This window comes from Thermoactinospora rubra, from assembly GCF_002093975.1.
GTDB classification, from domain to species: Bacteria; Actinomycetota; Actinomycetes; order Streptosporangiales; family Streptosporangiaceae; genus Nonomuraea; species Nonomuraea rubra_A.
Genome location: NZ_MSZZ01000022.1, coordinates 182,840 through 208,477 on the forward strand (window position 1 = coordinate 182,840; position 25,638 = coordinate 208,477).

The 25,638-nt window shown below is 71.8% G+C and carries 23 protein-coding genes and 2 riboswitches; of the genes, 11 read left to right on the plus strand and 12 right to left on the minus strand.

The genetic code is table 11. The features are described 5' to 3' along the window. Positions 1-43: 43 nt before the first annotated feature. The 5 genes from hutU to BSB02_RS22510 form a co-directional block, all read right to left on the minus strand. Positions 44-1,693 (minus strand): urocanate hydratase, encoded by a 1,650-nt coding sequence (gene hutU / locus BSB02_RS22490; RefSeq protein WP_206184823.1) that lies wholly within the window; start codon positions 1,691-1,693, stop codon positions 44-46. Positions 1,694-1,741: 48 nt separating this feature from the next. Continuing rightward, positions 1,742-3,496, minus strand: a complete 1,755-nt coding sequence (locus BSB02_RS22495) for an ABC transporter ATP-binding protein (protein ID WP_084961495.1) — start codon at positions 3,494-3,496, stop codon at positions 1,742-1,744. A gap of 126 nt (positions 3,497-3,622) precedes the next feature. After that, positions 3,623-4,315 (minus strand): nucleotidyl transferase AbiEii/AbiGii toxin family protein, encoded by a 693-nt coding sequence (locus BSB02_RS22500; protein ID WP_143591003.1) that lies wholly within the window; start codon positions 4,313-4,315, stop codon positions 3,623-3,625. Then, complete coding sequence (locus BSB02_RS22505; RefSeq protein WP_084961497.1) at positions 4,312-4,632, minus strand: hypothetical protein; 321 nt, start codon at positions 4,630-4,632, stop codon at positions 4,312-4,314. Before BSB02_RS22505 ends, BSB02_RS22500 begins: the two co-directional genes overlap by 4 nt. A gap of 3 nt (positions 4,633-4,635) precedes the next feature. After that, positions 4,636-5,391: a hypothetical protein gene (locus BSB02_RS22510; protein ID WP_084961499.1), complete on the minus strand. Its 756-nt coding sequence runs from the start codon at positions 5,389-5,391 to the stop codon at positions 4,636-4,638. A gap of 69 nt (positions 5,392-5,460) precedes the next feature. On the opposite strand from BSB02_RS22510, the gene BSB02_RS40685 reads away from it, so the two are divergent. Beyond that, on the plus strand, positions 5,461-5,625 hold the full coding sequence (locus tag BSB02_RS40685) for a hypothetical protein (RefSeq protein WP_158088704.1): 165 nt from the start codon (positions 5,461-5,463) through the stop codon (positions 5,623-5,625). A 7-nt stretch (positions 5,626-5,632) separates the two neighbouring features. On the opposite strand, the gene BSB02_RS22515 is transcribed toward BSB02_RS40685, so the two are convergent. Beyond that, entirely contained in the window at positions 5,633-6,616 is a 984-nt protein-coding gene (locus BSB02_RS22515; RefSeq protein ID WP_240506583.1) for a hydroxyacid dehydrogenase, read from the minus strand. Positions 6,617-6,746: 130 nt separating this feature from the next. Then, complete coding sequence (locus BSB02_RS22520; RefSeq protein ID WP_084961501.1) at positions 6,747-7,826, minus strand: LacI family DNA-binding transcriptional regulator; 1,080 nt, start codon at positions 7,824-7,826, stop codon at positions 6,747-6,749. 94 nt (positions 7,827-7,920) lie between these two features. Here BSB02_RS22520 and BSB02_RS22525 point away from each other — a divergent pair, with 94 nt between their 5' ends. After that, positions 7,921-9,651, plus strand: a complete 1,731-nt coding sequence (locus BSB02_RS22525; RefSeq protein WP_084961503.1) for a DUF2264 domain-containing protein — start codon at positions 7,921-7,923, stop codon at positions 9,649-9,651. 36 nt (positions 9,652-9,687) lie between these two features. Here BSB02_RS22525 and BSB02_RS22530 read toward each other — a convergent pair whose 3' ends face one another. Both BSB02_RS22530 and BSB02_RS22535 read right to left on the minus strand, forming a co-directional pair. Further along, a complete protein-coding gene (locus tag BSB02_RS22530; RefSeq protein ID WP_084961565.1) occupies positions 9,688-10,560 on the minus strand; it encodes a bifunctional 5,10-methylenetetrahydrofolate dehydrogenase/5,10-methenyltetrahydrofolate cyclohydrolase in 873 nt (290 codons plus the stop codon). A gap of 14 nt (positions 10,561-10,574) precedes the next feature. Then, a riboswitch (ZMP/ZTP riboswitch) is annotated at positions 10,575-10,657 on the minus strand. A 35-nt stretch (positions 10,658-10,692) separates the two neighbouring features. After that, entirely contained in the window at positions 10,693-11,397 is a 705-nt protein-coding gene (locus BSB02_RS22535) for a FadR/GntR family transcriptional regulator (RefSeq protein WP_084961505.1), read from the minus strand. 134 nt (positions 11,398-11,531) lie between these two features. On the opposite strand from BSB02_RS22535, the gene BSB02_RS22540 reads away from it, so the two are divergent. The 6 genes from BSB02_RS22540 to BSB02_RS22565 all read left to right on the plus strand — a co-directional run bounded on the left by BSB02_RS22540 (position 11,532) and on the right by BSB02_RS22565 (position 20,003). Next, positions 11,532-12,875 carry a glutamine synthetase family protein gene (locus BSB02_RS22540; protein ID WP_240506590.1) on the plus strand — a complete coding sequence of 448 codons (1,344 nt, stop codon included), beginning with the start codon at positions 11,532-11,534 and terminating at the stop codon, positions 12,873-12,875. Positions 12,876-12,969: 94 nt separating this feature from the next. Continuing rightward, the gene (locus tag BSB02_RS22545) at positions 12,970-14,313 is read left to right on the plus strand and encodes an aldehyde dehydrogenase family protein (protein ID WP_084961509.1); all 1,344 of its coding nucleotides are present in this window, start codon (positions 12,970-12,972) and stop codon (positions 14,311-14,313) included. Positions 14,314-14,317: 4 nt separating this feature from the next. Beyond that, positions 14,318-15,082 (plus strand): 3-oxoacyl-ACP reductase, encoded by a 765-nt coding sequence (locus BSB02_RS22550; protein ID WP_084961511.1) that lies wholly within the window; start codon positions 14,318-14,320, stop codon positions 15,080-15,082. Further along, positions 15,060-15,761 (plus strand): gamma-glutamyl-gamma-aminobutyrate hydrolase family protein, encoded by a 702-nt coding sequence (locus BSB02_RS22555; protein ID WP_084961513.1) that lies wholly within the window; start codon positions 15,060-15,062, stop codon positions 15,759-15,761. Before BSB02_RS22550 ends, BSB02_RS22555 begins: the two co-directional genes overlap by 23 nt. Positions 15,762-15,812: 51 nt before the next feature. Beyond that, a complete protein-coding gene (locus tag BSB02_RS22560) occupies positions 15,813-16,754 on the plus strand; it encodes a LysR family transcriptional regulator (RefSeq protein ID WP_084961515.1) in 942 nt (313 codons plus the stop codon). 114 nt (positions 16,755-16,868) lie between these two features. Further along, positions 16,869-20,003 carry a M28 family peptidase gene (locus BSB02_RS22565; RefSeq protein WP_084961517.1) on the plus strand — a complete coding sequence of 1,045 codons (3,135 nt, stop codon included), beginning with the start codon at positions 16,869-16,871 and terminating at the stop codon, positions 20,001-20,003. 48 nt (positions 20,004-20,051) lie between these two features. On the opposite strand, the gene BSB02_RS22570 is transcribed toward BSB02_RS22565, so the two are convergent. Both BSB02_RS22570 and BSB02_RS22575 read right to left on the minus strand, forming a co-directional pair. Next, positions 20,052-20,888, minus strand: coding sequence for a hypothetical protein (locus tag BSB02_RS22570; protein ID WP_084961519.1), 837 nt, complete (start codon positions 20,886-20,888; stop codon positions 20,052-20,054). A 31-nt stretch (positions 20,889-20,919) separates the two neighbouring features. Next, a complete protein-coding gene (locus BSB02_RS22575) occupies positions 20,920-21,342 on the minus strand; it encodes a MarR family winged helix-turn-helix transcriptional regulator (RefSeq protein ID WP_084961521.1) in 423 nt (140 codons plus the stop codon). A gap of 38 nt (positions 21,343-21,380) precedes the next feature. Between BSB02_RS22575 and BSB02_RS22580 the strand changes: the two genes are divergently transcribed. From BSB02_RS22580 to gcvH, 3 genes are all read left to right on the plus strand, one after another. Beyond that, positions 21,381-22,400, plus strand: a complete 1,020-nt coding sequence (locus tag BSB02_RS22580; RefSeq protein WP_084961523.1) for an FAD-dependent oxidoreductase — start codon at positions 21,381-21,383, stop codon at positions 22,398-22,400. 18 nt (positions 22,401-22,418) lie between these two features. Further along, positions 22,419-22,516: riboswitch (glycine riboswitch) on the plus strand. A gap of 137 nt (positions 22,517-22,653) precedes the next feature. Continuing rightward, complete coding sequence (gene gcvT / locus BSB02_RS22585) at positions 22,654-23,739, plus strand: glycine cleavage system aminomethyltransferase GcvT (protein ID WP_084961525.1); 1,086 nt, start codon at positions 22,654-22,656, stop codon at positions 23,737-23,739. Further along, complete coding sequence (gcvH, locus tag BSB02_RS22590; protein WP_084961527.1) at positions 23,736-24,125, plus strand: glycine cleavage system protein GcvH; 390 nt, start codon at positions 23,736-23,738, stop codon at positions 24,123-24,125. Before gcvT ends, gcvH begins: the two co-directional genes overlap by 4 nt. Before the next feature lie 100 nt (positions 24,126-24,225). Here gcvH and BSB02_RS22595 read toward each other — a convergent pair whose 3' ends face one another. Then, on the minus strand, positions 24,226-25,407 hold the full coding sequence (locus BSB02_RS22595) for an RNA-guided endonuclease InsQ/TnpB family protein (protein ID WP_240506584.1): 1,182 nt from the start codon (positions 25,405-25,407) through the stop codon (positions 24,226-24,228). Between the last annotated feature and the right edge of the window lie 231 nt (positions 25,408-25,638).

Consider the following 25,638-nt stretch of genomic DNA (forward strand, 5'->3'; position numbering starts at 1 on the left):
CCCGGCGTGCCCCGCCGTACGGCCCGCGCACCCCGGCGGGCGGTCAGCTCTCCCGCATGGGGATGCGCACGCCGCGGGCCTCGGCGACCGCCACGGCCTCCTCGTAGCCCGCGTCCACGTGCCGCATGACCCCGGTCCCCGGGTCGTTCGTGAGCACCCGCGTGAGCTTCTCCCGCCCCAGCGGCGTGCCGTCGGCCACCGTCACCTGTCCCGCGTGGATCGACCGCCCGATCCCGACGCCGCCTCCGTGGTGGATGGACACCCACGCCGCCCCCGACGCCGTGTTCAGCAGCGCGTTGAGCAGCGGCCAGTCGGCGATCGCGTCGGAGCCGTCCAGCATCCCCTCGGTCTCCCGGTACGGCGAGGCGACCGACCCGGCGTCGAGGTGGTCGCGGCCGATCACGATGGGCGCCTGGAGCTCCCCGGAGGCCACCATGTCGTTGAACCGCTCCCCCGCCAGGTGGCGCTCGCCGTACCCGAGCCAGCAGATGCGCGCCGGAAGCCCCTGGAAGTGGACCTTCTCCCCCGCCTTGGTGATCCACCTGGCCAGCGCCTCGTTCTCGGGGAACAGCTCCAGGATCGCCCGGTCGGTCGCCGCGATGTCGGCCGGGTCGCCCGACAGCGCCGCCCACCGGAACGGGCCCTTCCCCTCGCAGAACAGCGGCCGGATGTAGGCGGGCACGAAGCCGGGGAAGTCGAACGCCCGCGCGTAGCCGGCCAGCTTCGCCTCGCCGCGGATCGAGTTGCCGTAGTCGAACACCTCCGCGCCCGCGTCGAGGAAGCCCACCATGGCCTCCACGTGCCGCGCCATCGACTCGCGCGCCCGCTGGGTGAACCCGGCGGGGTCCTTGTCCCGCTCGGCGGCCATGTCCTCGAAGGCGACGCCGAGCGGGAGGTACATGAGCGGGTCGTGCGCCGAGGTCTGGTCGGTGACGATGTCGATCTCGGCCCCCTTGGCCAGCAGCTCGGGTACGGCGTGCGCCGCGTTGTCGACCACGCCGATGGACAGCGGCCTGCGCTGGTCGCGGGCCTCGTAGGCCAGGCGCAGCGCCTCCTCCAGCGACTCGGCGCGCACGTCGAGGTAGCGGTGGTCCAGGCGGCGCTGCACGCTGCGGGGGTCGCAGTCGACGCAGATGGCCACGCCGCCGTTCATGGTGACGGCCAGCGGCTGGGCGCCGCCCATGCCGCCCAGGCCCGCGGTCAGCGTGACGGTCCCGGCGAGCGAGCCGCCGAAGCGCTTGGCGGCGACGGCGGCGAAGGTCTCGTAGGTGCCCTGGAGGATGCCCTGCGTGCCGATGTAGATCCACGACCCGGCGGTCATCTGCCCGTACATGGTCAGCCCGGCGGCCTCCAGCCGGCGGAATTCCTCCCAGGTGGCCCAGTCCGGCACGAGGTTGGAGTTGGCGATGAGCACGCGCGGCGCCCACTCGTGGGTGCGGAAGACGCCCACGGGCCGGCCCGACTGCACGAGCAGGGTCTCGTCGCCCTCCAGCGTGGTGAGGGTCCTGACGATGGCGTCGAAGGAGGCCCAGTCGCGGGCCGCCCGGCCCGAGCCGCCGTAGACCACCAGCTGCTCGGGGTGCTCGGCGACCTCGGGGTCCAGGTTGTTCTGGAGCATGCGGAGGGCGGCCTCCTGCGGCCACCCCTTGGCGGTCAGCGTTGTCCCTCGCGGTGCGCGCACGGTCCGGCTCATGGCCACCCCTTCGTGAATGAACCTATTCATCACGACGATACACGCGCGTCAGCTGGTCAGGAACTGCGTGGCGGCCAGCTCGCGGTAAAGCTCGTCGGCGCCGACCAGCTCGTCGTGGGTGCCGACCGCCCGCACGCCGCCGCCCTCCATGACGACGATCCGGTCGGCGTTGGTGACCGTGGACAGCCGGTGCGCGATGACCAGCACGGTCGTCTCGGTGGCGACCTCGGCGATGACCTCGCGCAGGCGCAGCTCGTTGACGGCGTCGAGCTGGGAGGTGGCCTCGTCGAGCAGCAGCAGGCGCGGCTTGCGGAGCAGGGCGCGGGCGATGGCCACCCGCTGCCGCTCGCCGCCCGACAGCAGGACGCCGCGGTGGCCGACCGGGGTGTCCAGGCCGTCGGGGAGCCGGGCCACCAGGTCGTCCAGGCGGGTGCGGGCGATGGCGCGGGCCAGCTCCTCCTCGGTGGCGTCGGGGGCGGCGAACAGCAGGTTCTCCCGCAGCGTCCCGGCCAGCACGGGGGCGTCCTGCTCGACGTACCCGAGGGCCTGGCGCAGCTCGGCCAGCGGCCAGTCGCGGATGTCGCGCCCGCCGACGGTGATCGTCCCGCCCTGGTGCTCGTAGAAGCGCTCCAGCAGCGCGAACACCGTGGACTTGCCCGCTCCCGACGGGCCGACGAGCGCGGTCAGCCCGCCCGGCGGCACCTCGAAGCTCACGCCGTTGTGCACCAGGGGGCGGTCCTCGCCGTACCGGAAGACGACGTCCTCGAACGTGACGCCGACCGGCTCCGCCGTCCCGCCGCCCGGAACGCCGGGCTCCTCGGCGGGCAGCTCCTCGATCTCCTTGATGCGCTTGAGCGCGGCCAGGCCGTTCTGCAGCAGCACCGCGCCCTGGACCAGCTGCCCGATGGGCGCGACGAGGTAGAACAGGTAGAGCAGGAAGGCGATCAGCGCGGCCACGTCCAGGGCGCCGGAGGCCACGCGGGCGCCGCCGATGGCCAGCACCGCGACGAAGGCGATCTGGATCGCCACCCACGTCGAGACGCCGGCGAGCGAGCCCCAGCCCGCCACCTGGAGGCCGCGGCGACGGGCCTGCTCGGCCGCCTCGGTGACGGTGGCGATCTCGCGCTCCTCCGACCCGCTGGCCTTGACGGTGCGGTAGGCCTGCAGCGACCGGTCGAGCACCGCGCCCATCTCGCCGACCGCCTCCTGGGCCTGGAGCTGGGCCTTCTGGATCTTCGGCATGATCAGCGCGACCATGCCGCCGATGACGACGACCACGAGGAGGGTCACCAGCAGCAGCACGATGTCCTTGTTGGCCATCAGCACGACGGCGCCGACGAGCGTGAACACCGCGCCGATCGACTCGACGATGCCGTTGGTGAGCACCTGGCGGAGCATCGTGGTGTCGCCGGTCACCCGCGAGAGCAGGTCGCCGGGCTTGAGCCGGTCGACGTCGGCGACCTTGAGCCGCAGCATGTGGGCCACCAGCTTCTTGCGCGCCTCCATGACGACGCCCTCGCCGGTGCGCTCCATGAGGTAGGCGCCGCCCGCCGAGATCACGGCGCCGACCAGCACGGCCACGGTCAGCCAGATCAGCGGCCCGGCGATGGACCGGCCCGATCCGAACGCCTCCACCACGAACTGCGCCATCTGCGGCATCGCCAACGCGGCGGCCGAGCCCACCAGCGCCAGCACGCCGCCTATGACCAGCACGCCGCGCTGCGGTCTTAAGTAGGCCAGCAGATCGCGTATCGGTGCCTTCTCGCCCGGATCCACCATGCCCTCGGGCCGCTCCTGCGTCATCGAGCCCCCTTCGTCGGTCCGCCTGATCCAACGCGCGGCGACGCGCGAAGTACACCGGTCAACCTAAATTGACGACCAAAGTATGTCAACTCGAGTTGACGCTCCTCCTCGCGGAGGAGGCGGTCGCTAGTCGACGTCGGGGATGTCGGGGGCGTCGTACTCGATGTCTCCTTCTTCGGCCCTGCGCAGCTTGATGTCCTCGACCCAGGCGTAGGCGAACCGCCGGATCTCGTGGAGGCGTTCCTCGGTGATGCCGTAGATCAGGAAGGCGTCGTCATCAAGGAGATCCACGCCTTCCAGGCGCTGGAGGAGGTTGTCGAGGGACCATTCGTCGTCGTGGAGGCGGCCGAGCCGTTCGAGCTCGCGGAAGGCGTACAGGTCGGCCACGGCCGCGACGTCGATGAAGTCACGGGGCAGGCCGCGGGCCTGCAGGGCGCGGACCTTGAGCCCGACGGCGTCGTCCTGGCCGACCACCTGGCACAGGTCCAGGGTGAGCGGCTGGTCCAGCAGCGCCTCCCGCATCAGGTCGACCTCGCACTCCTGGCCGGACACCTCTTCGACCACGAGCATCCGTCCCCAGCGCGGCGAGAAGTCCATCGCCCTTACGGCGAAGCCCTGGCGGCGGAACTCGGCGGCCACCGCCTCCGCGACCTCGGGCAACGGCATGTCGACGGGAACCGCGAAGTCCAGGTCCTTGCTGGGCCGGTCGGTGAAGCCGTGCGCCCGCATGGAGTGGCCGCCGCACAGCATCAAGCCGTACCGCCCCGCGACGCCGCCGATGGCCTCCAGGATCCGCTGGTGGAAGGGAGCGAACCTCACGACTGGACCAGGGTGGGGAAGCGTTCCTCCCAGATCCGGCACAGGGGGCGCGGAATGAGCCTGCGCAGGAGCGGCCAGTCGTTCCGGACGTGCTCGGCGCAGAGGAAGCGCTCGACGTCCACGCGCCGCCCCACGGCGATGACCAGGTGATACATCGACAGCCGCAGCCGCGGGTCCGACACGTCGAACGACGTCAGCCCCGACCACGCCACCTCTATCGGCAGGTCGACCACGCCCTCCGCCGGTCCGTGGAGGTCGTCCAGCGACTCGGGGACTCGCTTCTCGGCGCCTTCCCACCACGACGGCAGCGCACTCATGCCTCAAGTATGCCCGCGGCGCTTACGCGACGAAGGTAGATCGTGACGCCCCGAGACGAACTCCTGGACCGCGATCTTCGCCCGGATCACCGGTCTGCGCCAGCGTTCCTCCCGATGGATGGCCTTGGCCAGCTTGCGGGGGTTGCGCCCCGCGAAGAACCAGTGCGCCCACGGCGACCCCGGGCGCGCCAGCCGTACGGCGCCGACGAGCAGCAGGACCGGCACGAACAGCCCGACCAGGCCGGTCCAGATCTTGCCCTTGAGCAGGGTGACGATGGCCAGCGCCAGGTTCGCCACCATGATCACGGTCGGGTTGATCAGCCCGCCGATGTCCACCACGAGCGGGCGCAGGCCGATCAGCAGCAGCCCGGTGACCGCGATGGCCACGAACACGGCGTCGACCGAGGTGCGGCCCTCCTCCTCCCAGTAGACGTCGTGCAGGTGGAGGATCAGCGCGAACTCGTCCAGCACCAGCGCCGAGCCGATGCCGAAGACGAAGGCCGCGACCGCGAACCAGAACTGCGACAGGCTCGAGACGACCAGCCCGGTCACCCCGCCGACCAGCATCAGCACGACGCCGAAGACCACGTGGTGGATGTGCATGTCGCCGACGTTGACGTTGCGGAACCAGCCGACCTTCGCCCGGATCAGCCGCACGTTCACCCGCGTGAACAGGAAGGCGCCGATGAGCGCGACGAAGAAGCAGAACAGCGGCAGCCGTCCTGTCCCCACGATGCTGTTGCGAAACCAGTCCCCCATTGACTCATCTCGATGGTACGGGGACCAGGGTTAGATTGGTCGTGACCTTTCCCGCCGGAGGCCTGGGGCGTGTCATGGCTGGTTTCGTCGCCCGGAGCGGGCAGCTCGCCCTCTTCCGCGACAATCTCCGGCTGGGGCCGGACGACGAGCGGCGCACGTCGGGTCTACGACGGCTATGAGCGGACCGGCCTGTTCCTCGACCCCGACCTGATGGTCACCTCCGGCCGCGTCTAGCCGTACGTCAGGCGCTCCTGGAGAGGGCGTCGGCCTGCACTCCGTGCTCGAACGGCAGGCCGCGGGCGTAGCGGGCCAGCTCGCCGAGGGAGAGGTCCGCCATGCGGGCCAGTTCTCCGCCGAGCGACCCGGCGATGTGGGGGGTGAGCAGGACGTTGGGCAGGCGGTACAACGGCGAGCCGGGCGGCGGCACCTCCGGCTCGGTGACGTCGATGACCGCGTGGATGCGGCCGGTGGACAGCTCGGCGACGAGGGCGTCCTGGTCGACCAGGGCGCCGCGGGCGGTGTTGATGAGCGTGGCGCCGTCGCGCATGGCGGCCAGGCGGGCGGCGTTCATCAGGTGGCGGGTCTCCGGCAGCGAGGGGGCGTGCAGGCTGACGACGTCGGAGCGCGCGACGAGCTCGTCCAGCGGCACGTGGGCCACGCCCAGGTCCTCGGTGAGGTAGGGGTCGGCGACCAGCACCTCCAACTCGAACGGGCGCAGCAGCTCGATGACCCGGCGGCCGATCCGGGAGGCCCCGACGACGCCGACCGTGCGGCGGTAGTTGCCGAAGCCGGGGTAGAGCGCGTCCCAGTCGTGCCCGCGCATGGTCGTGCGGTAGATGTGAGCGATGTCGAGCACCCGCTTGTTGGCGAAGAGGATCGCCGCGAGCGTGTATTCGGCGACCGGCTCGGCGTTGGCCGCGGCGGCGGAGGACACCTTGATGCCGCGCTGCCAGCAGGCGTCGGTCACGTGGTGCTTGACCGACCCGGCGGCGTGCACGATGGCGCTCAGCCGGGGCGCCCCGGCCAGCACCTCGGCGGTCACCGGCGGGCAGCCCCACGAGGTGTACAGGACCTCCGTCTCGGCCAGGTCGGCGCCGGCGAAGTCGCAGACCACGAGGTCGGGGTCCACGTCGGTGATGGCCGTCAGCCGCTCCCGCACGGGCGGCGTGATCAGGCGGCGCGCCACGTCGGCGCTCATGGCGATCAGCGTCTTGGGCCGTCTCATAATGGTGATCTCCCCCGGGAACGAGGTCACTTGACGCTGCCCGCCGTCATGCCGGCCTTCCAGAACCGCTGCGGGGACAGGAACACCCGGCAGCAGCGGCACCACCGCGAGCGATGGAAACATCTTTCGCTCATTTTAGATCGTTTGCCTGTGTTCGATCAGTAGCGAAAGAATCTCGCCGTGGAGCGATCGTGGAGTCGCGCACGCGGAGCTCGGGCAGGAGGGCCAGGTGCTGCCTGGGCAGGCCCGGACCCTCGTCGATCCTGCGCAGGAGCAGGTCGACGGCGTGCCGGCCGACCGCGACCTTGGGCGGCGCCACGGCGGTGAGCGGCGGATCGCACAGCACGGCGACCTCGTCGTCGTAGGCGACGATCGACACCTCGCCCGGCACGCCCACCCCGGCGACGCGCAGGTGCTGGACCAGCAGGAGCGCGTCCTCGTCGTTGTGCACCAGCAGCCCTGTGACGCCGTCCCGCCTGATCGCCGAGACCACCTCGGCCACCTGCCGCTCGGACGGCCCCTCCTGGTCGATGCCCAGCTCGCCGGGGGCGTGCAGGTCCAGGGCCCGGACCGCGGCGAGGAAGCCCTGCCGTACCCGGGGAGCGGTCGGGCTGGCGCGCGAGACCATGGCCACCCGGCGGTGCCCCAGCTCGGCCAGGTGCCTGACCCCGAGGAAGGCGCCGTGGGCGTGGTGGGAGGCCACGGCGTCCAGCAGCGAGGCCGGGCCGCCGAGCTTCGCCAGGCGCTCCACCAGCACGGCGGGCACGCCGAGCTCGGCCAGCCACTCCCCGTGGCTCTCGTCCGGCTGCCGGGTGAGCGTGAGCAGCAGGCCCTCGACCCCGCCGCCGGCGAGCCGCTTGACCTGCGTGCGCTCCTCGGCCTCCTCGTAGCGGGAGACGCCGAGGACCAGGCGGGCGCCCAGCTCGGCGGTGCGCTCGCGGGCGCCCCTGATCACGCTCGGGAAGTAGTAGGTGGCCGAGGGCACGAGCATGCCGATGACCGCCCCGCTCGCGGCGGCGCGGTGCCCGGGCTCGGGCAGCGTGATACCGCCGTGCACCCGGTTGACCAGGCCCCTGGCGGCCAGCTGCTCCACGTCCCTGCGCAGGGTCACCATCGACACGCCCAGGCGCTCGGCCAGCTCGGCCAGGCGCAGCGAGCCGCGTTCGCGGACCTCGCGGAGGATCAGTTCATGGCGTTGCTCGACGAACACGCAAGGCTCCTTCTGGGTCGACGCCGCGATCCTATCGCCTCAACTTTCGGATCTGAACGTTTCTTTCGTTCGATCAGAGTGGTACGGTCCTGCCATGCTCGCCCTTCCCCCCGAGGATCGTTCGCTCAGCCCGCACACCGGCTGGACCCGCGCCCACTGGGAGGCCGTGGCCGACCAGTTGCTGGCCGCCGTCGACCCGTACCGCACGCCGGACGGCGCGCAGGTGATCCTGCCCGGCCGGGAGAGCTGGTCGCACTGCGACGGGCTGGAGGGGTTCGCGCGCACGTTCCTGCTGGCCGCCTTCCGCGTGGCCGGGGGCGGGCCGGTGGAGCTGCTGGAGCCGTACCGCAGGGGCCTGGCCGCCGGGCCGCGCGTGTGGCAGCCGGTCACCGACCGTAGCCAGCCCATGGTCGAGGCCGCCTCCATCGCCGTCGGCCTGTGGCTGACCAGGGAGCATCTGTGGGACACGCTCGACGCGCCGGTGCGAGCGCAAGCCGAGGAGTGGCTGTCGGGGGCCGTGCGGCACGAGCCGGTGGACAACAACTGGTGGCTGTTCACGGTCATGGTCGGCGCCTTCCTCGGCGACCGCGAAGCCGTCGAGCGCGGCCTGGCGCGGATCGAGCCGTGGTACGTCGGCGACGGCTGGTACTCCGACGGGCCGGGCCGCCGCTTCGACCACTACAACGGCTGGGCCATGCACCTGTACCCGGCGCTGCTGTCGCTGCTGGCCAAGCGGGATCCCGGCGCGTACGGCCCCCGCCTGCGCGAGTTCCTCCGCTCCTACGCGCTCACCTTCGACCGCCGCGGCGGGATGCTCTACCACGGGCGCTCGGTCACCTACCGCTTCGCCTCCGTCTCGCCGCTCTTCGCCGGGGCGCTGCTCGGCGCGACGCCGCTGTCGCCCGGCCAGACCCGGTGCGTCGCGTCCGGCGTGCTGCGGCACTTCCTGGAGCGTGACGCTCTGTCGCCCGAGGGCCTGCTGACCCTGGGCTGGTACGGCCCGCACGAGCCCTCCCTGCAGGACTACTCGGGCTGGGCTTCGCCGTACTGGGCGTCGAAGGCGTTCCTGGGGCTGCTGCTGCCGCCGGACCATCCGGTGTGGACGGCGGTGGAGGAACCCGGGCCGGCCGGCGTGCTGGCGGTGCCGTCGACGGGGCTGGTGGTGCACAACACCGGCGACGTGGCGCGGCTGGTCAACCACGGCAGCCAGTACCAGGTCGGCGATCCGCTGTATGACCGGTATGCGTACTCCACGGCCACCGGGCCGACCGTGGCCGGCGAGGCGGCCGACAACCACGTGGGGATCGTCGCGGCCGACGGGTCGGTGTCACCGCGCGGGCCCCTGACGGCGCGGGGCGCGGGCATGCTGGGCGAGGTGGCGTGGGCGGCGTCGGCCGCGGGCCGGGTGGAGAGCCTGAGCGTGGTGCGCGGCGCGGTGGAGCTGCGGATCCACCGGGTCGCGCCGGGGACCCGGCTGCGGCAGACCGGCTGGGCCGTGACCGGGCCGTGCCGGATCGACGCCGCGCCGCCCGGCCTCGTGCTCCGCCCGGCGGACGGCGGCCCGGTGTCGTGGCTGGCGGGCCTGCACGGGTTCGCGGAGGCCGCGGCCCTGGAGGCGCCCTCGGGGACGGCTTTCGGCACCCCCGCCGTGGTGCCCGCGCTGACGGGGGTCACCGAGACGGGATGGGCGGTCTCGGCCGCCGTCCTGGGCTGGGAGGAGGAGGTGGCGTTGCCGGCCGTGGAGGTGTCCGGCCACGTGACCGTCGTCTGGCCGGACGGGCTCCGCCAGGCCTTCACCGTCACCGGACCGCTCCCGGAGGACTGACCCCGCCGGCCTCCAGTACGGCGCCCGCCGGGCGGGTCAGGCGCGCTGGGCGGCGGTGGCGCGCTCGGCGGCCGTGATCGCGTTGCGGAACAGCATCGCCACGGTCGTCGGCCCGACGCCGCCCACCCGGGGCGTGATCGCCCCGGCCACCTTCTCCACCGACTCGTCCACGTCGGGCAGCAGCCGCCGTCCCTCATAGCGCACGCCGCCGCCGATGACGACCGCCCCCGGCTTGACGTGGTCGGGCTGGATGATGCCCGGCACGCCCGCCGCCGCGACCAGGATGTCGGCGCGGCGCGTGTAGCGGTCCCAGTCGGGCACGCCGGTGTGGACCACGGTGACCGCCGCGTTGGCGGTGGGCCGCTTCTGGCTCAGCAGCAGCGACAGCGGACGCCCCAGGGTCGCGCCGCGGCCGAGGATGACCACCTCGCGGCCGGAGACGGGGATCTCGTAGTAGGCCAGCAACGCCTCGATGCCCGCGGGCGTGCAGGGCAGCGGCCCCGGCATGCCCAGCGCCAGCCGTCCCATGTTGAGCGGGTGCATGCCGTCGACGTCCTTGTCGGGGTGCATGAACGCCAGCGCGGCCTCGTAGTCGAGGTGGCGCGGCACGGGGTACTGGATCAGCAGCCCGTGCACCGCCGGGTCGTCGTTGTAGGCGGCGATGGCGGCGTGCAGGTCCTCCTGCGTCGCGTCGCCGGGCAGGTGCGTGTGCGGCGACTCGAAGCCCAGCTCGGCGGCCTTGCGCTGCTTGATGCGGATGTAGCCGGCGCTGGCGTCGTCGTCGCCGACGAGGATGGTGGCCAGCGACGGCACGACCCCGGCGGCGCGGAGGGCGGCCACGCGGTCGGCGACGTCGGACAGGACCTGCTCGGCGACGGGTCCGCCGGGAAGCATGCGGGCGTCGGGCATGCGTCTCCTCCAGACCGTGGGGCCCAGGCGGTCGGCGCCCACGAGGTGCTCCCTGATGGTCGATTCCATCCTCTTGCCGCCAGTCGCGCTGGTCCTAGCATGCCCGATCGGCCGGACGCGGCGGAAATCGCCTCAGGACAGGAAGCCGCGCAGCAGCGCCGCCGTACCGTCGAGGTGCTCGGCGACCGCCCGGCGCGCCGCCTCCGGGTCGCCGGCCAGGATCGCCGCGACGATGGCCCGGTGCTGCGCCGCCGCGTGCTCGATGTTGACCTGCAGCATCGGGATCGCGTTGAGCAGGTCGCTCACGCGCAGCCGGGCATCGGCGCAGGCGGCGGCCAGCAGCGGCGAGCCGGTCAGCTCGGCGATGGACAGGTGGAAGGCGGTGTCGAGGCGGCGGTAGTCCTGGAGCGCCGCGCCGTTCAGCTCCTCCAGCCGGCCGCACAGGATCTCCCGCTGCTCCCGCGTCAGCTTCCTCGTGGCCAGCACCTGCGCCGCCCCGCACTCGACGGCCATGCGGAAGGTGAGCGCGTCCTCCAGGTCCTCCAGACCCATGTCCGCCACCACCCGCCGCAGGTCGCCGGCGCCCGGGGCGGGCGGGCGGTAGGTGACGAACGCCCCGCCGTAGCGGCCCCGCCGTACGTCGAGATAACCCGCGTCCTGCAGCGCCCGGATGGCCTCGCGGAGCGTCACGCGGCTGATGCCCAGCTGGACGGCCAGCTCGCGTTCGGGAGGCAGCCTCTCGCCCGGCGGGACCACGCCAAGCTTGATCGCCTGCAGGAGCCGTTCGACGGTCTCCTCGAAGGCGTTGCCGGCTCGCACCGGTCGCAGCACTGACATCAGACGGGCTGGGCGGTCCACCGTGTCCTCGGGCGTCCTCGGTCGTCGTGACTGGGTCTTGACAAGAGTACGGCGATGCACATCAATGGTCTGACACTAGCCCAATAAACGACATCTGGGGGCTGCGCGCCGTGATATCGCTGGAGGAACTGCGGGACGAGGTCGCCGCCGGACGGGTCGACACCGTGCTGCTCGGGCTCGCCGACATGCAGGGCAGGTTGCAGGGCAAGCGGCTGTCGGCGCGGTACTTCCTCGACGAGGTCGTCACGCACGGCTCGGAGGGGTGCAACTACCTCCTGGCGGTCGACGTGGACATGAACACCGTGGGCGGGTACGCCATGTCGTCGTGGGAGCGCGGCTACGGCGACTTCATGATGAAGCCCGACCTGTCGACGCTGCGGCGCGTGCCCTGGCAGGACGGCACGGCCATGCTCATGGCCGACCTGACCTGGGAGGACGGGTCCGACGTCGTCGCCTCCCCCCGGCAGATCCTCAAGCGGCAGCTCGCCCGGCTGGCCGAGCGGGACCTGGCCGCCTACGTCGGCACGGAGCTGGAGTTCGTCGTCTACAACGACAGCTACGAGGAGGCGTGGCGGCGTGGGTACCGCGACCTGACCCCCGCGAACCTGTACAACGTGGACTACTCGCTCCTCGGGACGGCCCGCATCGAGCCCCTGCTCAGGCGCATCCGCCTGGCGATGGAGGGGGCGGGGATGTACGTCGAGTCGGCCAAGGGCGAGTGCAACCTCGGGCAGCACGAGATCGCGTTCCGGTACGACGAGGCGTTGCGCACGTGCGACAACCACGTGATCTACAAGAACGGGGCCAAGGAGATCGCCGCCCAGGAGGGCAAATCGATCACCTTCATGGCCAAGCCGAACCAGCGCGAGGGCAACTCCTGCCACATCCACATCAGCCTGCGGTCGGCCGACGGGCGGCCGGTCATGGCCGGGGAGGAGCCGCACGGGCTGTCGCGGCTGGGCGCGCACTTCATCGCGGGGCAGCTCGCCTGCCTGCGGGAGCTCACGTTGCTCTACGCGCCGAACATCAACTCCTACAAGCGGTTCGTGCCCGGGAGCTTCGCGCCGACGGCCGTCAAGTGGGGCGTCGACAACCGCACGTGCGCGCTGCGGCTGGTGGGGCACGGGCCGTCGTTGCGCGTGGAGAACCGGGTGCCGGGCGGCGACGTGAACCCGTACCTGGCCGTCGCGGCGCTCATCGCCGCGGGGCTGCACGGGATCGACAACGAGCTGCCGCTGGAGGAGGCGTTCACCGGGAACGCCTACGCCTCGGGAGCCGAGACGGTCCCGCACACGCTCCGGGACGCGCTGGCGCTGTTCGAGGGGTCGAAGCTGGCCAGGGAGACCTTCGGCGACGAGGTGGTCGAGCATTACGCGAACAACGCCCGGGTGGAGCTGGCGGCCTTCGACTCGGCCGTGACGGACTGGGAGCTGTTCCGGGGATTCGAGAGGCTGTGAGCGTGCCCCTACCTCCCCCTTGGTCCTCAGCCACCCGCCTGCCCGTACCCACGGGCCGGCGGGGTAGGAGCACAGTGAGCATCGAGAGGGAAAGATGAAGATCGTAAATCCGGCGACCGAAGACGTGATCGCCGAGGTGGAGCCGGTCGACGCGGCCGAGGTCGACCGCGCGGTGGAGCGTGCCAGGCGCGCCTACGCGACCTGGCGCGACGTGGCCCCCGGCGAGCGTGCCAGGCTGCTGAGGCGCTTCGCCGCCCAGGTCGAGGAGCACGCCGGCGAGCTGGCCGCCCTCGAGGTCGCCAACGCCGGGCACACGATCGGCAACGCCCGCTGGGAGGCCGGCAACGTCCGCGACGTCCTGACCTTCTACTCCGGCGCCCCCGAGCGCAACCACGGCAAGCAGATCCCGGTCCCCGGCGGCGTGGACGTCACCTTCCAGGAGCCGCTGGGCGTGGTGGGCGTGATCGTCCCGTGGAACTTCCCCATGGTGATCATGATGTGGGGGGTCGCCCCCGCCCTCGCCGCGGGCAACACGGTGATCGTCAAGCCGGCCGAATGGACCCCGCTGACCGCGCTGAGGCTGGCGGAGCTGGCCCTGGCGGCGGGCCTCCCCGAGGGGGTGCTCCAGGTCCTGCCTGGGGCAGGGGAGGTCGCGGGGGCCCGGCTGGTGGAGCACCCGGACGTGGCCAAGATCGTGTTCACCGGCTCCACCGAGGTCGGCAAGGAGATCGCCGCCAAGTGCGCGAACAGCATCAAGCGCCTGACCCTTGAGCTAGGCGGCAAATCCGCAAATATCGTATTTGCCGACTCCGATCTCGATAAAGCCGCGAAAACCGCCCCCTACGCCGTCTTCGACAACGCCGGCCAGGACTGCTGCGCCCGCTCCAGGATCCTCGTCGAGCACACCGTCTACGACGACTTCCTGGTACGGCTCGCGCAAGCCGTACAGAACGTCAAGGTCGGCGACCCCCTCGACGAGAGCACCGAGATGGGCCCGCTCATCAGCGCCGAGCACCTGGAGCGCGTGCGGGGCTTCGTCGACCGCGAGCCGTACGTCCAGGGCTCCTGCCCGTCCGGCAAGGGCTACTGGTTCCCCCCGACGGTCCTGACCTCGCAGGTCACGGACCGTGCGTTCACCGAGGAGATCTTCGGTCCCGTCGTGTCGGTGGTCCCGTTCCGCGACGAGGCGCACGCCGTCGAGATCGCCAACGACACCCGCTACGGCCTGTCGGGCTCGATCTGGACCAGGGACGTCGGCCGGGCGCTGCGCGTGGCCCGCGCGGTCGAGTCGGGCAACCTGAGCGTGAACTCCCACTCCAGCGTCCGCTACTGGACGCCCTTCGGCGGCTTCAAGCAGTCCGGCCTGGGCCGCGAGCTGGGGCCCGACGCGCTGGCCGCGTTCACGGAAACCAAGAACGTCTTCATCTCAACGGAGTAGTCATATGCAGCGTTTGCAGGACCGCGTGGCCGTGATCACCGGCGCGGGCAGCGGGATCGGCCTGGCCACGGCGCACCGCTTCGCCGAGGAGGGCGCCCGCGTCGTGTGCGCCGACGTCGACGAGGAGAGCGGCGCCAAGGTGGCGGGCGACGTCGGCGGCATCTTCGTCAAGGCCGACGTCACCAGCGAGGACGACGTCAGGAGGATGTACCAGACGGCGTACGACACCTACGGCAGCGTCGACATCGCGTTCAACAACGCGGGCATCTCCCCGCCCGACGACGACTCGATCCTGGAGACCGGCATCGAGGCCTGGCGCCGGGTGCAGGAGGTCAACCTGACGAGCGTGTACCTGTGCTGCAAGCACGTCATCCCCTACATGCAGCGCCAGGGCAAGGGCTCGATCATCAACACGGCCAGCTTCGTGGCGGTCATGGGCTCGGCGACGAGCCAGATCTCCTACACGGCCTCCAAGGGCGGAGTGCTGGCCATGTCGCGCGAGCTCGGCGTGCAGTTCGCCCGCCAGGGCATCCGCGTCAACGCCCTGTGCCCGGGCCCGGTGAACACGCCGCTGCTGCAGGAGCTGTTCGCCAAGGACCCCGAGCGGGCGCAGCGGCGGCTGGTGCACATCCCGCTGGGGCGCTTCGCCGAGGCCAGTGAGATCGCGGCGGCGGTGGCGTTCCTGGCCTCCGACGACGCCGGCTTCATCACGGCCTCCCAGTTCCTCGTCGACGGGGGGATCTCCGGTGCCTACGTCACGCCGCTCTAGGCCGCTCATCGGCATCACCTGCTACGTGGAGCCCGCCCGGTTCACGGTGTGGGACATGCCGGCCGCGCTGCTGCCGTACCGGTACGTCGACATGGTGATCAGGGCGGGCGGCCAGCCGGTGCTCATCCCCCCGGCCGGGGACCCCCGCGAGGTGGTGCGGCGGCTGGACGGGCTGATCCTGGCCGGAGGCGGCGACATCGACCCCGCCCGGTACGGCCAGGCCCCGCACGAGCGGATCAGCCACATCAGGCCCTTCCGCGACGAGGCGGAGTTCGCCGTGCTGGAGGAGGCGCTGGAGGCCGGGCTGCCGAGCCTGGGCATCTGCCGGGGCCTGCAGGTGCTCAACGTCGCCATGGGCGGCACGCTCCACCAGCACCTGCCCGACGTCGTCGGCCACGAGGGCCACTCCCCCGCCCCCGGCCGGTACGGCAGGCTGCCCGTCAAGACGGTCCCGGGCACGGCGCTGGCGGGCGTCCTGGGTGAGGGCGAGACGGTCCCGCACTACCACCACCAGGCGATCGACCGGCTCGCGCCGGGCCTGACGGTGTCGGCCCACGCCGAGGACGGCACGATCGAGGCCGTGGAGCTGGACGGGCGGCCCTTCGCCCTGGCCGTGCAGTGGCATCCGGAGGCCGGGGAGGACTGCCTGCTGTTCGAGGCACTGGTGGGGGCCTGCTGACCTGAAGAATTGGGCCTTAATGGAAAGCTTCTTTACAAATAAACTCGCGGTGTGGAGCTCGAGGTCCGTCATCTGAGGGTGCTGCGCGCCATCGCCGACACCGGGAGCATCTCCAAGGCGGCCGCGACCATGGGCATGTCCCAGCCGGCCGTGGCCGCCCAGCTGCGCCGCATCGAGCGGATGTTCGGCGGCCGGCTGTTCGACAGGGGCCACGACGGGGCCCGCCCCACCCCGCTGGGCGACTGGCTGCTGGCGCGCTCCCGGCCGCTGCTGCCCGCCTTCGACGAGCTGGAGCGCAGCGCCAGGCGCTACGCCAGGGACTCGGCGCAGATCCGGGTGGCCTGCGCGCTGACCCGCCTGGCCGGCATGCTGGCCAGGAGCCTGCACCGCCTGCTGCCCGGGGCCGACATCACGCTGCGCACCGAGGAGTCCACCGAGGTCATCCCCGGCCTGCTGGCCTCGGCGCGGATCGAGCTGGGCAGCCTGGACGAGTACCCCGGCCACGAGCTGACCGCCCCGCCGGGGACCACCTACGTCCGCGTGGCCACCGAGCCGATCTTCGTGGGCCTCGCGCCGGGGCATCCGCTGGCCGCATGCGAGGAGGTCGACCTCGCCGACCTGTCCGAGGAGGACTGGGCGCAGCCGTGCGTGATCGACGCCGCGCCGCGCGAGCACTTCTGGCGCGTGTGCGCCGAGCACGGCTTCACCCCGCGTGTGGCCTACGGGGTGACCGTGGACGTGGCGCTGGAGCTCATCTCCGAGGGCAGGTGCGTGGGGCTGTTCCAGGCCAGCGGCCCGGTGCGGGAGGGGATCGCGATCCGCCCGCTGAAGGGCTCGCCACTGCGCTTCGGCCACGTGCTGGGCTGGACCGACCAGGGGCCGATCGCGCCGCACGCCCACGACCTGGTGGAGGCGGTGACCAAGACCTACTGGGCCGAGGCCAGGCGCAACCCCGACTATCACGCCTGGTTGCAGCGCCACGAGCCGTTATAGCGCGCCATTATGACAACTCGTTGGGTTACGCGCGCCTGACCCGACGGTGTGCACTGGGGTCACCCGAGCCGGCCCGGGCTCCGCCGTACCACCCCCCACAAGGAGCCAACCCCAGTGAACCCCAAACTCAGGTTGGGGGCTGCCGCCGTGCTCGCGCTCGCCTTAACCCTCACGGGCGCGACCAGCGTGCGGGCCAGCACCGACCCGCCCAGGGAACCCAGGGAAACCGCCCTTTCCACCGCCCACAGCGCCATCCTGGCCAACGCCGCGACGCTGTTCGCCGCCGAGCAGGACGACTTCCGCCTCGCCTCGGCGGTCACCGGCCTGCGCGGCATGCAGTACCTGACCTACACCCGCACCCACAAGGGCCTGCCCGTCTACGGCGGCGACGTCGTGGTCGCCACCGACTCCACCGGCCAGGTCGTCACCACGGTCACCACCGGCCAGCGGGCCGTCATCGAGGTGCCCGACGCGGCACGGGTGACCGCCGCGTCCGCCGCTGCGACGGCCCGCGCCCGGCTGGCCAGGCCCACCAGCGTGAGCGAGCCCGTGCTGCTCGTCCACGCGGCGACCGAGCGGCCCCGGCTGGCCTGGGAGGTCGTCGTCACCAGCGCCAAGCCCAGCCGCCTGCACGTCTACGTGGACGCCGTGACCGGCGCGGTCGTCGACGAGTGGGACGAGGTCAGGGCCGGGATCGGCCACAGCCACTACAACGGCGACCCCGTCCAGATCGACACCACGCCCGGCTACTCGATGGTCGACCCCAACCGCCGCGGCCTGCAGTGCGGCGGCCAGAGCGGCGCCGCCTACACCGGCCCCGACGACAACTGGGGCAACGGCGGCGCGACCGACCTGGAGACCGCGTGCGTGGACGTGCTCTTCGCGGCCCAGCGCCAGTGGAGCATGCTCAGCGAGTGGCTCGGCCGCAACGGCATGAACGGCCAGGGCGGCGGCTATCCCGCCCGGGTCGGCCTCAACCAGGCCAACGCCTTCTGGAACGGCTCCTACACCAACTTCGGCCACAATGGCCAGTCCGGCGCGGGACGCAAGAACCTGGTGCCGATGGACGTGGTGGGCCACGAGTACGGCCACGCCATCTTCCAGACCTCCGGCAGCGGCGGCTCGGGCAGCGGCAACGAGACCGGCGGGCTGAACGAGTCCACCGGCGACATCTTCGGCGCCCTGCTGGAGGCCTACGTCAACCACCCGAGCGGCGACACGCCCGACTACCTCGTGGGCGAGATGGCGCGGCTGGGCGGCAGCCACATCCGCAACATGGCCAACCCCGCCGAGAAGGGCCACCCGAACTGCTACACCGGCACCTTCCCCGAGGTCCACGCGGGGGCGGGGCCCCAGAACCACTGGTTCGTGCTGGTCGCCGAGGGCACCAGGATCAGCAGCCGGTGCGACGGCGGTCCGGCGATCACCGGCATCGGCATCCGCAAGGCCGGGCAGATCTTCCAGACCGCGCTGAACACCAAGACCATCCCGTGGACCCACGGCAAGGCGCGGGTGGCGACGCTGCAGGCCGCCAAGACGCTCTTCCCCGGCAGCTGCGCCGAGTTCGACGTGGTCAGGAACGCCTGGAACGGCGTCAGCGTGCCCGCCCAGCCGGGCGAGCCGACCTGCCAGCCGCAGGGCAACGACTTCACCGTCGCCCTCGACCCGGCCTCCCGCACGGTCCAGCCGGGCCAGAGCGCCACCACCACGGTGCGGACCACCGTGACCAGCGGCTCGGCCCAGTCGATCACCCTGCGGACGGCGGGCACCCTGCCGGCCGGGGTGACCGCCACGTTCGACCCGCCGGCCATCACCGCGGGACAGACCTCCACGCTGACCCTGACCACGACATCGGGCACTCCGGCGGGCACGCACGCGGTCAGGGTCGTCGCCGACGGCGCCGACGTCGACAAGGAGGCCGCGTTCTCCCTGGTGGTCGGCGGGTCCGACCCCGGCACGCCGGACATCCCGGTGGCCGGCGTCACCGCCCACCTGAACCAGCTGCAGACCATCGCCAACGGCAACGGCGGCAACCGCGCCTCGGCCAGGCCGGGCCACACCGCGTCGCTGAACTACATCAAGGGCAGGCTCGACGCGGCCGGCTTCTCCACCCGGGTGCAGACCTTCACCTACAACGGAGCCACGCACAGCAACCTCATCGCCGACTGGCCGGGCGGTCCCGCGGGCCAGGTCGTCATGCTGGGCGCGCACCTCGACAGCGTCACCGCAGGCCCCGGCATCAACGACAACGGCTCGGGCTCCGCGGCCCTGCTGGAGATCGCGCTGACGCTGGCCGCCCGCAACCCGACGCTGTCCAAGCACGTGCGCTTCGCCTGGTGGGGCGCCGAGGAGCTGGGCCTGCGCGGGTCGCAGCACTACGTGTCGAGCGGCGGCACGGCGGGCGTGGAGGCGTACCTCAACTTCGACATGACCGCCTCGCGCAACGCCGGGTACTTCGTCTACGACGACGACCCCGCGCTGCAGCGCCTGTTCAACGAGTACTTCGCCACCATCGGCGTGCCGACGGAGGCCGACCTGGTCGGCGACGGCCGCAGCGACCACGCCCCGTTCAAGAACGCGGGCGTGCGGGTGAGCGGCCTGTTCACCGGCGCGGGCGAGACCAAGTCCGCCGCCCAGGCGGCCAAGTGGGGCGGTACGGCGGGCCAGCCGTTCGACCCCTGCTACCACTCCGCCTGCGACACCTACCCGGCCAACGTCAACACCACGGCGCTGGACCGCAACGCCGACGCCGCGGCGTACGTGCTGTGGAAGCTGGCCGTGAGCGGCTCGACCCCGGCCGACGACTACCTGATGACGGTGACCCCGTCGTCGGCGTCGGTCCAGCCGGGCCAGTCGGTCACCGCGACCGTGGGCACGCAGGTCACCTCAGGTAATGCCCAGCAGGTGACGCTGAGCGCGAGCGGCGCGCCCGCGGGCGTGACGGTGAGCTTCAACCCGCAGACGATCACCTCGGGCCAGTCCTCGACGGTCACGATCGCCGTGGGATCGTCCGTCACCCCGGGCACCTACCAGATCAGCCTCAACGGCGACGGCGCCTCGGCCGACCGGTCGGCGGCCTTCTCGCTCACCGTCGGCGGCGGAGGCGAGACGACGTGGGCGCCCTACACCGCCTACGCGGTGGGCGACGTCGTCACCTACCAGGGCGTGAGGTACCGGTGCCTGCAGGCGCACACCTCGTTGCCCAGTTGGGAGCCGCCCAACACCCCGGCCCTCTGGCAGCGGCTCTAGGTAACGCCGCGTGGCCACGGCTGGGGAGTGGTGGCCACGCGGCCCCCGTCACGGCACGGGCGTGAGGAAGGCGTGCAGCCGGACCACGCCCGTGCCGAACTTCTCGTCGACCTGGCGCTGGAGCTCGCCGGTGGCGACCCAGACGCCGACGTCCACCTTGCCGCTGACCACGTCGGCGGAGGAATCCGTCACGCCGGGGATCTCCTGCTGGGCGCGCTCCTGGATGGCGCGAAGCTCGGCCTCCGTCCGCTCGGCGCGGGTGACGCACAGGGCGCCGCCCCACACCTCGCGCAGCCACGCCTCCCGGGCGGCCACGTCGCCGGTGAAGCGGACGTTGACCACCAGTTTCTTGGGGTCGTTGGCGTACTTCTCGGCCATCTCCGGGCTGGAGTCGTAGCCGGGGATCTGCTCCAGGTAGCTCTGGTCCAGCCACAGCCCGGCGAAGTCGCCGGCCTGCATGGCGCGCCGCTGCACGGCCTCCATGGCCTCCGGCGTGGCCTTGGCCGGGTCGACCGGCTTCCACCCGCCCTCGGGCGTGGGGCAGGGCGTGGTGGGCCTCGGCGGCTGCGCGGGCTTGTTCTCGGCCGGGCGCGGCGGCTCGGTGAGCGTCAGGCGGGACCCGTCCCAGGTGCCCACCACGTGGTAGCGGCCCCACTTGGTGCCCGCCCGCGATTCGTGCGGCACCTTCGCCCAGTCCCAGCCCACGACGTCGGGCCCGCCGCACTGCGGCGGCAGGGACAGGGCGGCGAACCTGCACAGCTGCGGCCCGTGCTCAGGGCTCTCCAGCACGGTCGCGTCCGCCTGGTAGCGCGGCGGGGCCGGCTCCGCCTTGACCGTGCCGCAGGCGGCCAGGGCGAGCAGGGCGGCGAGGGCGAGAGCGCGCATGCCCTTCAGACGGACGCCGGCCGTACCCGGTTCACGGGTGCGAGGTCAGGTTGCGCAGCATGCGGGTGAGCAGCTCGGTGGCCGTCGCCCTGTCCTCCTCCGAGAAGCCGGCCAGCAGGCGGCCGCCCACCTTGCCGAAGGCGGGCATGACGCGCGGCAGCAGCGCCTTGCCCGCCTCGGTGGGCTCGATGACCACCGAGCGCCGGTCGGCCGGGTTGGGCACGCGGGCCACCAGCCCCTTGGCCTCCAGCCGGTCCACCAGCCGGGTCATGCCCGCGGTGTCGGTGCCCACGAGGGCGGCCAACTGGTTCGGCTTGTTCTCCCCCAGCGCGGCCCGCATGAGCACGGCGCCCTGCTGGGTGGTCAGCCCGAGCGGCGCGAGCTCCGCGTCCAGCAGCGCGCGCAGCTCGCGGGCCAGCTTCGGGATCAGCGACGGCACACCTTCACCAAGCATGCCTAGACAATAACTGTTATAACAGCTACTGTCTAAGCATGCATATTGTGATCATCGGAGGAGGGATCGGCGGACTCTGTCTGGCACAGGGGCTGAAGAAGCACGGCATCGACGCCACCGTCTACGACCGCGATCCCTCCGCCCGGTTCCACGACCAGGGATGGCGGCTGACCATCAAGGAAGAGGGCGACCGCGCGCTGCGCGAGTGCCTGACCGAGGAGCTCTATCAGGAGGTCAGGGCGGGAGCCATCCGGCCCGCAACGCGCCTGGCCTTCATGGACCACCTGCTGAACCCCAAGTTCGTCAAGCCGGTGCCGCAGGTGCCCGGCCACTTCGGCGTCAGGCGCCAGCTGTTGCGCCAGACCCTGCTCAAGGGGCTGGACGTGCGCTTCGGCAAGACCTTCGTGCGCTACGAGGGCGCCACGGCCCACTTCGCCGACGGCACCACCGCGAGCGGCGACCTGATCGTCGGGGCCGACGGCACGTTCTCCGCCGTGCGCCGCCAGCTGGTCCCCGGCGCCGAGCTGGAGGACCTCGGCAGCGCGATCTACGGCGTGACGCCGTTCACCACCCTGGACGAGGTGCCCGACCTGCTCGTCGACACCTTCAACCGGATCACCGGCCCCCACGGCGCCGCCATGGCCGTCGCCACCTGCCGGCCCGGCGACTACTTCACCTGGACGCTGAGCGGCGGCGCCTCCCCCGCCCAGGCACGCGACCTGGTGGCCGGCTGGCATCCCGCGGTGCGCCGCATCGTGGCCGAGGCGACGACGGCCTTCATGGTCCAGATCCGCAGCGCGCTGCCGTACGAGCCGTGGGACGACCCGCACGTCACCCTACTCGGCGACGCCGCCCACACCATGACGCCGGGCCGCGGCGACGGCGCCAACACCGCCCTGCGCGACGCGCTGCTGCTCACGCGGACGCTCGCCGCCGGCGGCCCGGTGCGGGCCTACGAGGAGGAGATGCTGCGGTACGGCTTCGCGGCCGTGGCCGCCTCGCGCGACATGCCCTTCGCTCCGCGGCACGGGTTCCGCTCCTCCGCCTCGGCGCACTAGGCTGACCGTGACACCGAAAGAACCCGTGCGGGAGAGCGCCCTGGCAGCCGGCCAGGGCCCCTGAAGGAGCAAGCCCTCCCCGCGAACCTCTCAAGGCAAAGGACCGCACGGGCCAGGGTGACCTCTGGAAAGCAGGCCGGGAAACCGCCTCGCCGAAGGTGAAAGTCTGGCAAACAACCAGGCGAAGCTCTCAGGCATCATGGACAGAGGGGGAGGATCCTGGCATCCGACCCTGCCTCCGAGGTGCGAACACATGGCACGACCGACACCGTTGCGAGACGTCCACGAGAGCCTGGGCGCGACGCTCACCGACTTCGCCGGATGGCTCATGCCGCTGCGCTACGGCAGCGAGACGGCCGAGCACCGCGCGGTGCGCGAGGCGGCCGGCCTGTTCGACCTGTCGCACATGGGCGAGATCTTCGTGACCGGCCCGCAGGCGGGCCAGGCTCTCGACTACGCGCTCGTCGGTCACCTGTCGGTGCTGGCCACGGGCCGGGCACGCTACACCATGATCGTCAATCCCGCCGGCGGGGTGGTGGACGACCTGATCGTCTACCGCCTCGCCGACGACGAGTTCATGGTCGTCGCCAACGCCTCCAACTACCGCACCGTGGCGCTCGCGCTGACCAACCGGGCCAGGGGCTTCGACGCCCAGGTCGACGACCGCTCCGACGCCTACGCGCTCGTCGCCGTCCAGGGCCCGCACGCCCAGGAGATCCTGGCCTCGCTGACCGACACCGACCTGCCGAACCTGAGGTACTACGCGGGCCTGCCCGGCGTCGTCGCGGGCGTGGAGGCGCTCATCGCCCGCACCGGCTACACCGGCGAGGACGGCTTCGAGCTGTTCGTCCGCGGCGAGGACGCCGTCACGCTCTGGCAGGAGATCTCCAAGGCGGGCCAGCCGTACGGGCTGGTCCCCGCGGGCCTGTCGGCGCGCGACACGCTCCGGCTGGAGGCCGGCATGCCGCTGTACGGCAACGAGCTGAACGAGGAGACCACCCCGTTCGACGCCGGCCTGGGGCGGGTGGTGAAATTCGACAAGCCAGGCGACTTCGTCGGCAGGGCTGCGCTCGAGGCGTTGCGTGACGCACCGCCCAGGCGGCAGCTCGTCGGCCTGGTCGCCCGGGGCCGCCGGGTCCCGCGCCACGGCTTCTCCGTCGTGGCGGGAGACCGGGTGGTCGGCGAGGTGACCAGCGGCGCGCCCTCCCCCACCTTGGGCAAGCCGATCGCGATGGCCTACGTCGAGACCGGAGCGCACGAAGGTCTGGCCGTTGACATCCGGGGCAGCCTCGAACCGATGGACGTCGTCGAGCTGCCTTTCTACAGGAGGAACAAGTGAGCAACATTCCAGAGGGCCTGAGCTACACCAAGGAGCACGAGTGGGTGGCGGGCCTCGACGAGGGCCTGACCGTGACGGTGGGCATCACCGACTACGCCCAGGACCAGCTCGGTGACGTCGTCTACGTGCAGCTGCCCGAGGCCGGCACGACGGTCGAGGCCGGCGACTCGGTGGGCGAGGTGGAGTCCACCAAGTCGGTGAGCGAGATCTACTCGCCGGTGGGCGGCGAGGTCGTCGAGGTGAACCAGGCCGTGGTGGACAAGCCCGACCTGATCAACAGCGACCCCTACGGCGAGGGCTGGCTGTTCCGCGTCCGCGTTGAGGGCGAGCCCGAGGACCTGCTGTCGCCCGAGGAGTACACGGCGCTGACCTCGGGCGAAGCCTGACCCTCGAACCCCGGGGCCGCGGCGGGCGGCCCCGCCTCCCTCCTGTCCTGAAGGGCGCACATCAGTGACTCCTCCGCTCCCTGAAGGGAGCGGCTTCTCGCTAGGCCGCTTCCGCAGCGCTGCGAAGGGCAAGCCCTGCCCTGAGGATGTTGATCGCCGCGTTCACGTCGGCGTGAGCGGCATGCCCGCACGCCGTACATCGGAACTCGGCCTGGGTGGGGCGGTTCTCCGCAGCGCAATGCCCGCACCGCGAGCACGTGCGGGAGGTGTTGCGGGGCTCGACTGCGATCAGCTCGCGCCCGGCGCTTTCAGCCTTGTGCGCGAGAACCGTCAGGAACACCCCCCAACCCGCGTCCAGGATGCTCCGGTTGAGGCCGGACTTGGCGGCGACGTTACGGCCGGGTGCGTCGATCGTGCCCGCTGCCGAGCGGGTCATGTTGGTGATCTCCAGGTCCTCGTGCACGATCAGGTCGTAGGCACGGACCAGGGCGAGCGCGGCCTTGTGCGCGTGGTCGAGGCGTTGACGGCGGGCCTTGGCGTGCAGCGCGGCGATGCGGGCGACGGCCTGACGGCGGCGCGTCGATCCGCGCCGCTTGCGGGCCAGGTCGCGCTGGGCGTCCGCGAGACGGCCGGCGGTGGCGGCCAGGTGGCGCGGGTTGGCCAGGTGCCCACCGTCGCTGGTGGTGACCAGCGAGGCCACGCCCATGTCGATTCCGGCCACGGCTCCGGTGGCGGGCAGGGGTTCGGCGGGCACGTCGTCACACGACAGGATCACATACCAGCGCTTACTCTCGCGCTTGACGCTGATCGTCTTCACCCGGCCCGTGACCGGGCGGTGCCGGTGAACCCGGACATGCCCGATGCCGAGCAGGTACAGGCGGGTCTGGGTCTCGTGCGGTGCCGAATCCCAGGTCGCGCCGTTCTTGGTGGCGGGCCACTCGACGGTGTCGAACCAGCCGCGCCCCTTGAACCGCGGGTAGCCCGGCTTCTGCCCGGCCTTGATGCGGCGGAAGAACGCCGCGAACGCCTTGTCCAACCGCCGCAGGGTCTGTTGCTGGGACCCAGCCGACCAGCGGCCCTGATCATCGGGATCAGCCGCGCGAATCTCCTTCAGCTCCGCCGACTGATCGCCGTAGCGGACGGTCACGCCTGCCTTGGCGTAGGCGGTGCGCCGGTGCTCCAACGCGGCGTTGTACAGCTGCCGGTGATCCTCCAGACACGCCGCCAGCGCCGCCGCCTGCTTGGCGGTGGGGCGCAGCAGGAACTTGAACGACCTGCGCACACCCACCTCCCACGCTCGGTAACGAGAAGACCACGGTATCGGATGGCGCCGACAAACCTCAGAAGGACATCTGTGATGCGCAGATCAGGCAGGTCATGGCACGCTCGGGCCTTGGCGCCCCTCCTGCTCCCGATTCCCCCGTCGCCTGAAGGCGACGGTCCCCTCAGGAGAAACTGATGGCGATCAGCGTCTTCGACCTTTTCAAGATCGGTATCGGTCCGTCCAGCTCGC

What these genes read in the sequence shown, in the direction of transcription:
- hutU (WP_206184823.1), bottom strand. Translation starts at nt 1,693, where the DNA reads ATGAGCCGGACCGTGCGCGCACCGCGAGGGACAACGCTGACCGCCAAG.
- BSB02_RS22495 (WP_084961495.1), bottom strand. Translation starts at nt 3,496, where the DNA reads ATGACGCAGGAGCGGCCCGAGGGCATGGTGGATCCGGGCGAGAAGGCA.
- BSB02_RS22505 (WP_084961497.1), bottom strand. Translation starts at nt 4,632, where the DNA reads ATGAGTGCGCTGCCGTCGTGGTGGGAAGGCGCCGAGAAGCGAGTCCCC.
- BSB02_RS22510 (WP_084961499.1), bottom strand. Translation starts at nt 5,391, where the DNA reads ATGGGGGACTGGTTTCGCAACAGCATCGTGGGGACAGGACGGCTGCCG.
- BSB02_RS22515 (WP_240506583.1), bottom strand. Translation starts at nt 6,616, where the DNA reads ATGAGACGGCCCAAGACGCTGATCGCCATGAGCGCCGACGTGGCGCGC.
- BSB02_RS22525 (WP_084961503.1), top strand. Translation starts at nt 7,921, where the DNA reads ATGCTCGCCCTTCCCCCCGAGGATCGTTCGCTCAGCCCGCACACCGGC.
- BSB02_RS22530 (WP_084961565.1), bottom strand. Translation starts at nt 10,560, where the DNA reads ATGCCCGACGCCCGCATGCTTCCCGGCGGACCCGTCGCCGAGCAGGTC.
- BSB02_RS22535 (WP_084961505.1), bottom strand. Translation starts at nt 11,397, where the DNA reads ATGTCAGTGCTGCGACCGGTGCGAGCCGGCAACGCCTTCGAGGAGACC.
- BSB02_RS22545 (WP_084961509.1), top strand. Translation starts at nt 12,970, where the DNA reads ATGAAGATCGTAAATCCGGCGACCGAAGACGTGATCGCCGAGGTGGAG.
- BSB02_RS22550 (WP_084961511.1), top strand. Translation starts at nt 14,318, where the DNA reads ATGCAGCGTTTGCAGGACCGCGTGGCCGTGATCACCGGCGCGGGCAGC.
- BSB02_RS22570 (WP_084961519.1), bottom strand. Translation starts at nt 20,888, where the DNA reads ATGCGCGCTCTCGCCCTCGCCGCCCTGCTCGCCCTGGCCGCCTGCGGC.
- BSB02_RS22575 (WP_084961521.1), bottom strand. Translation starts at nt 21,342, where the DNA reads ATGCTTGGTGAAGGTGTGCCGTCGCTGATCCCGAAGCTGGCCCGCGAG.
- BSB02_RS22580 (WP_084961523.1), top strand. Translation starts at nt 21,381, where the DNA reads ATGCATATTGTGATCATCGGAGGAGGGATCGGCGGACTCTGTCTGGCA.
- gcvT (WP_084961525.1), top strand. Translation starts at nt 22,654, where the DNA reads ATGGCACGACCGACACCGTTGCGAGACGTCCACGAGAGCCTGGGCGCG.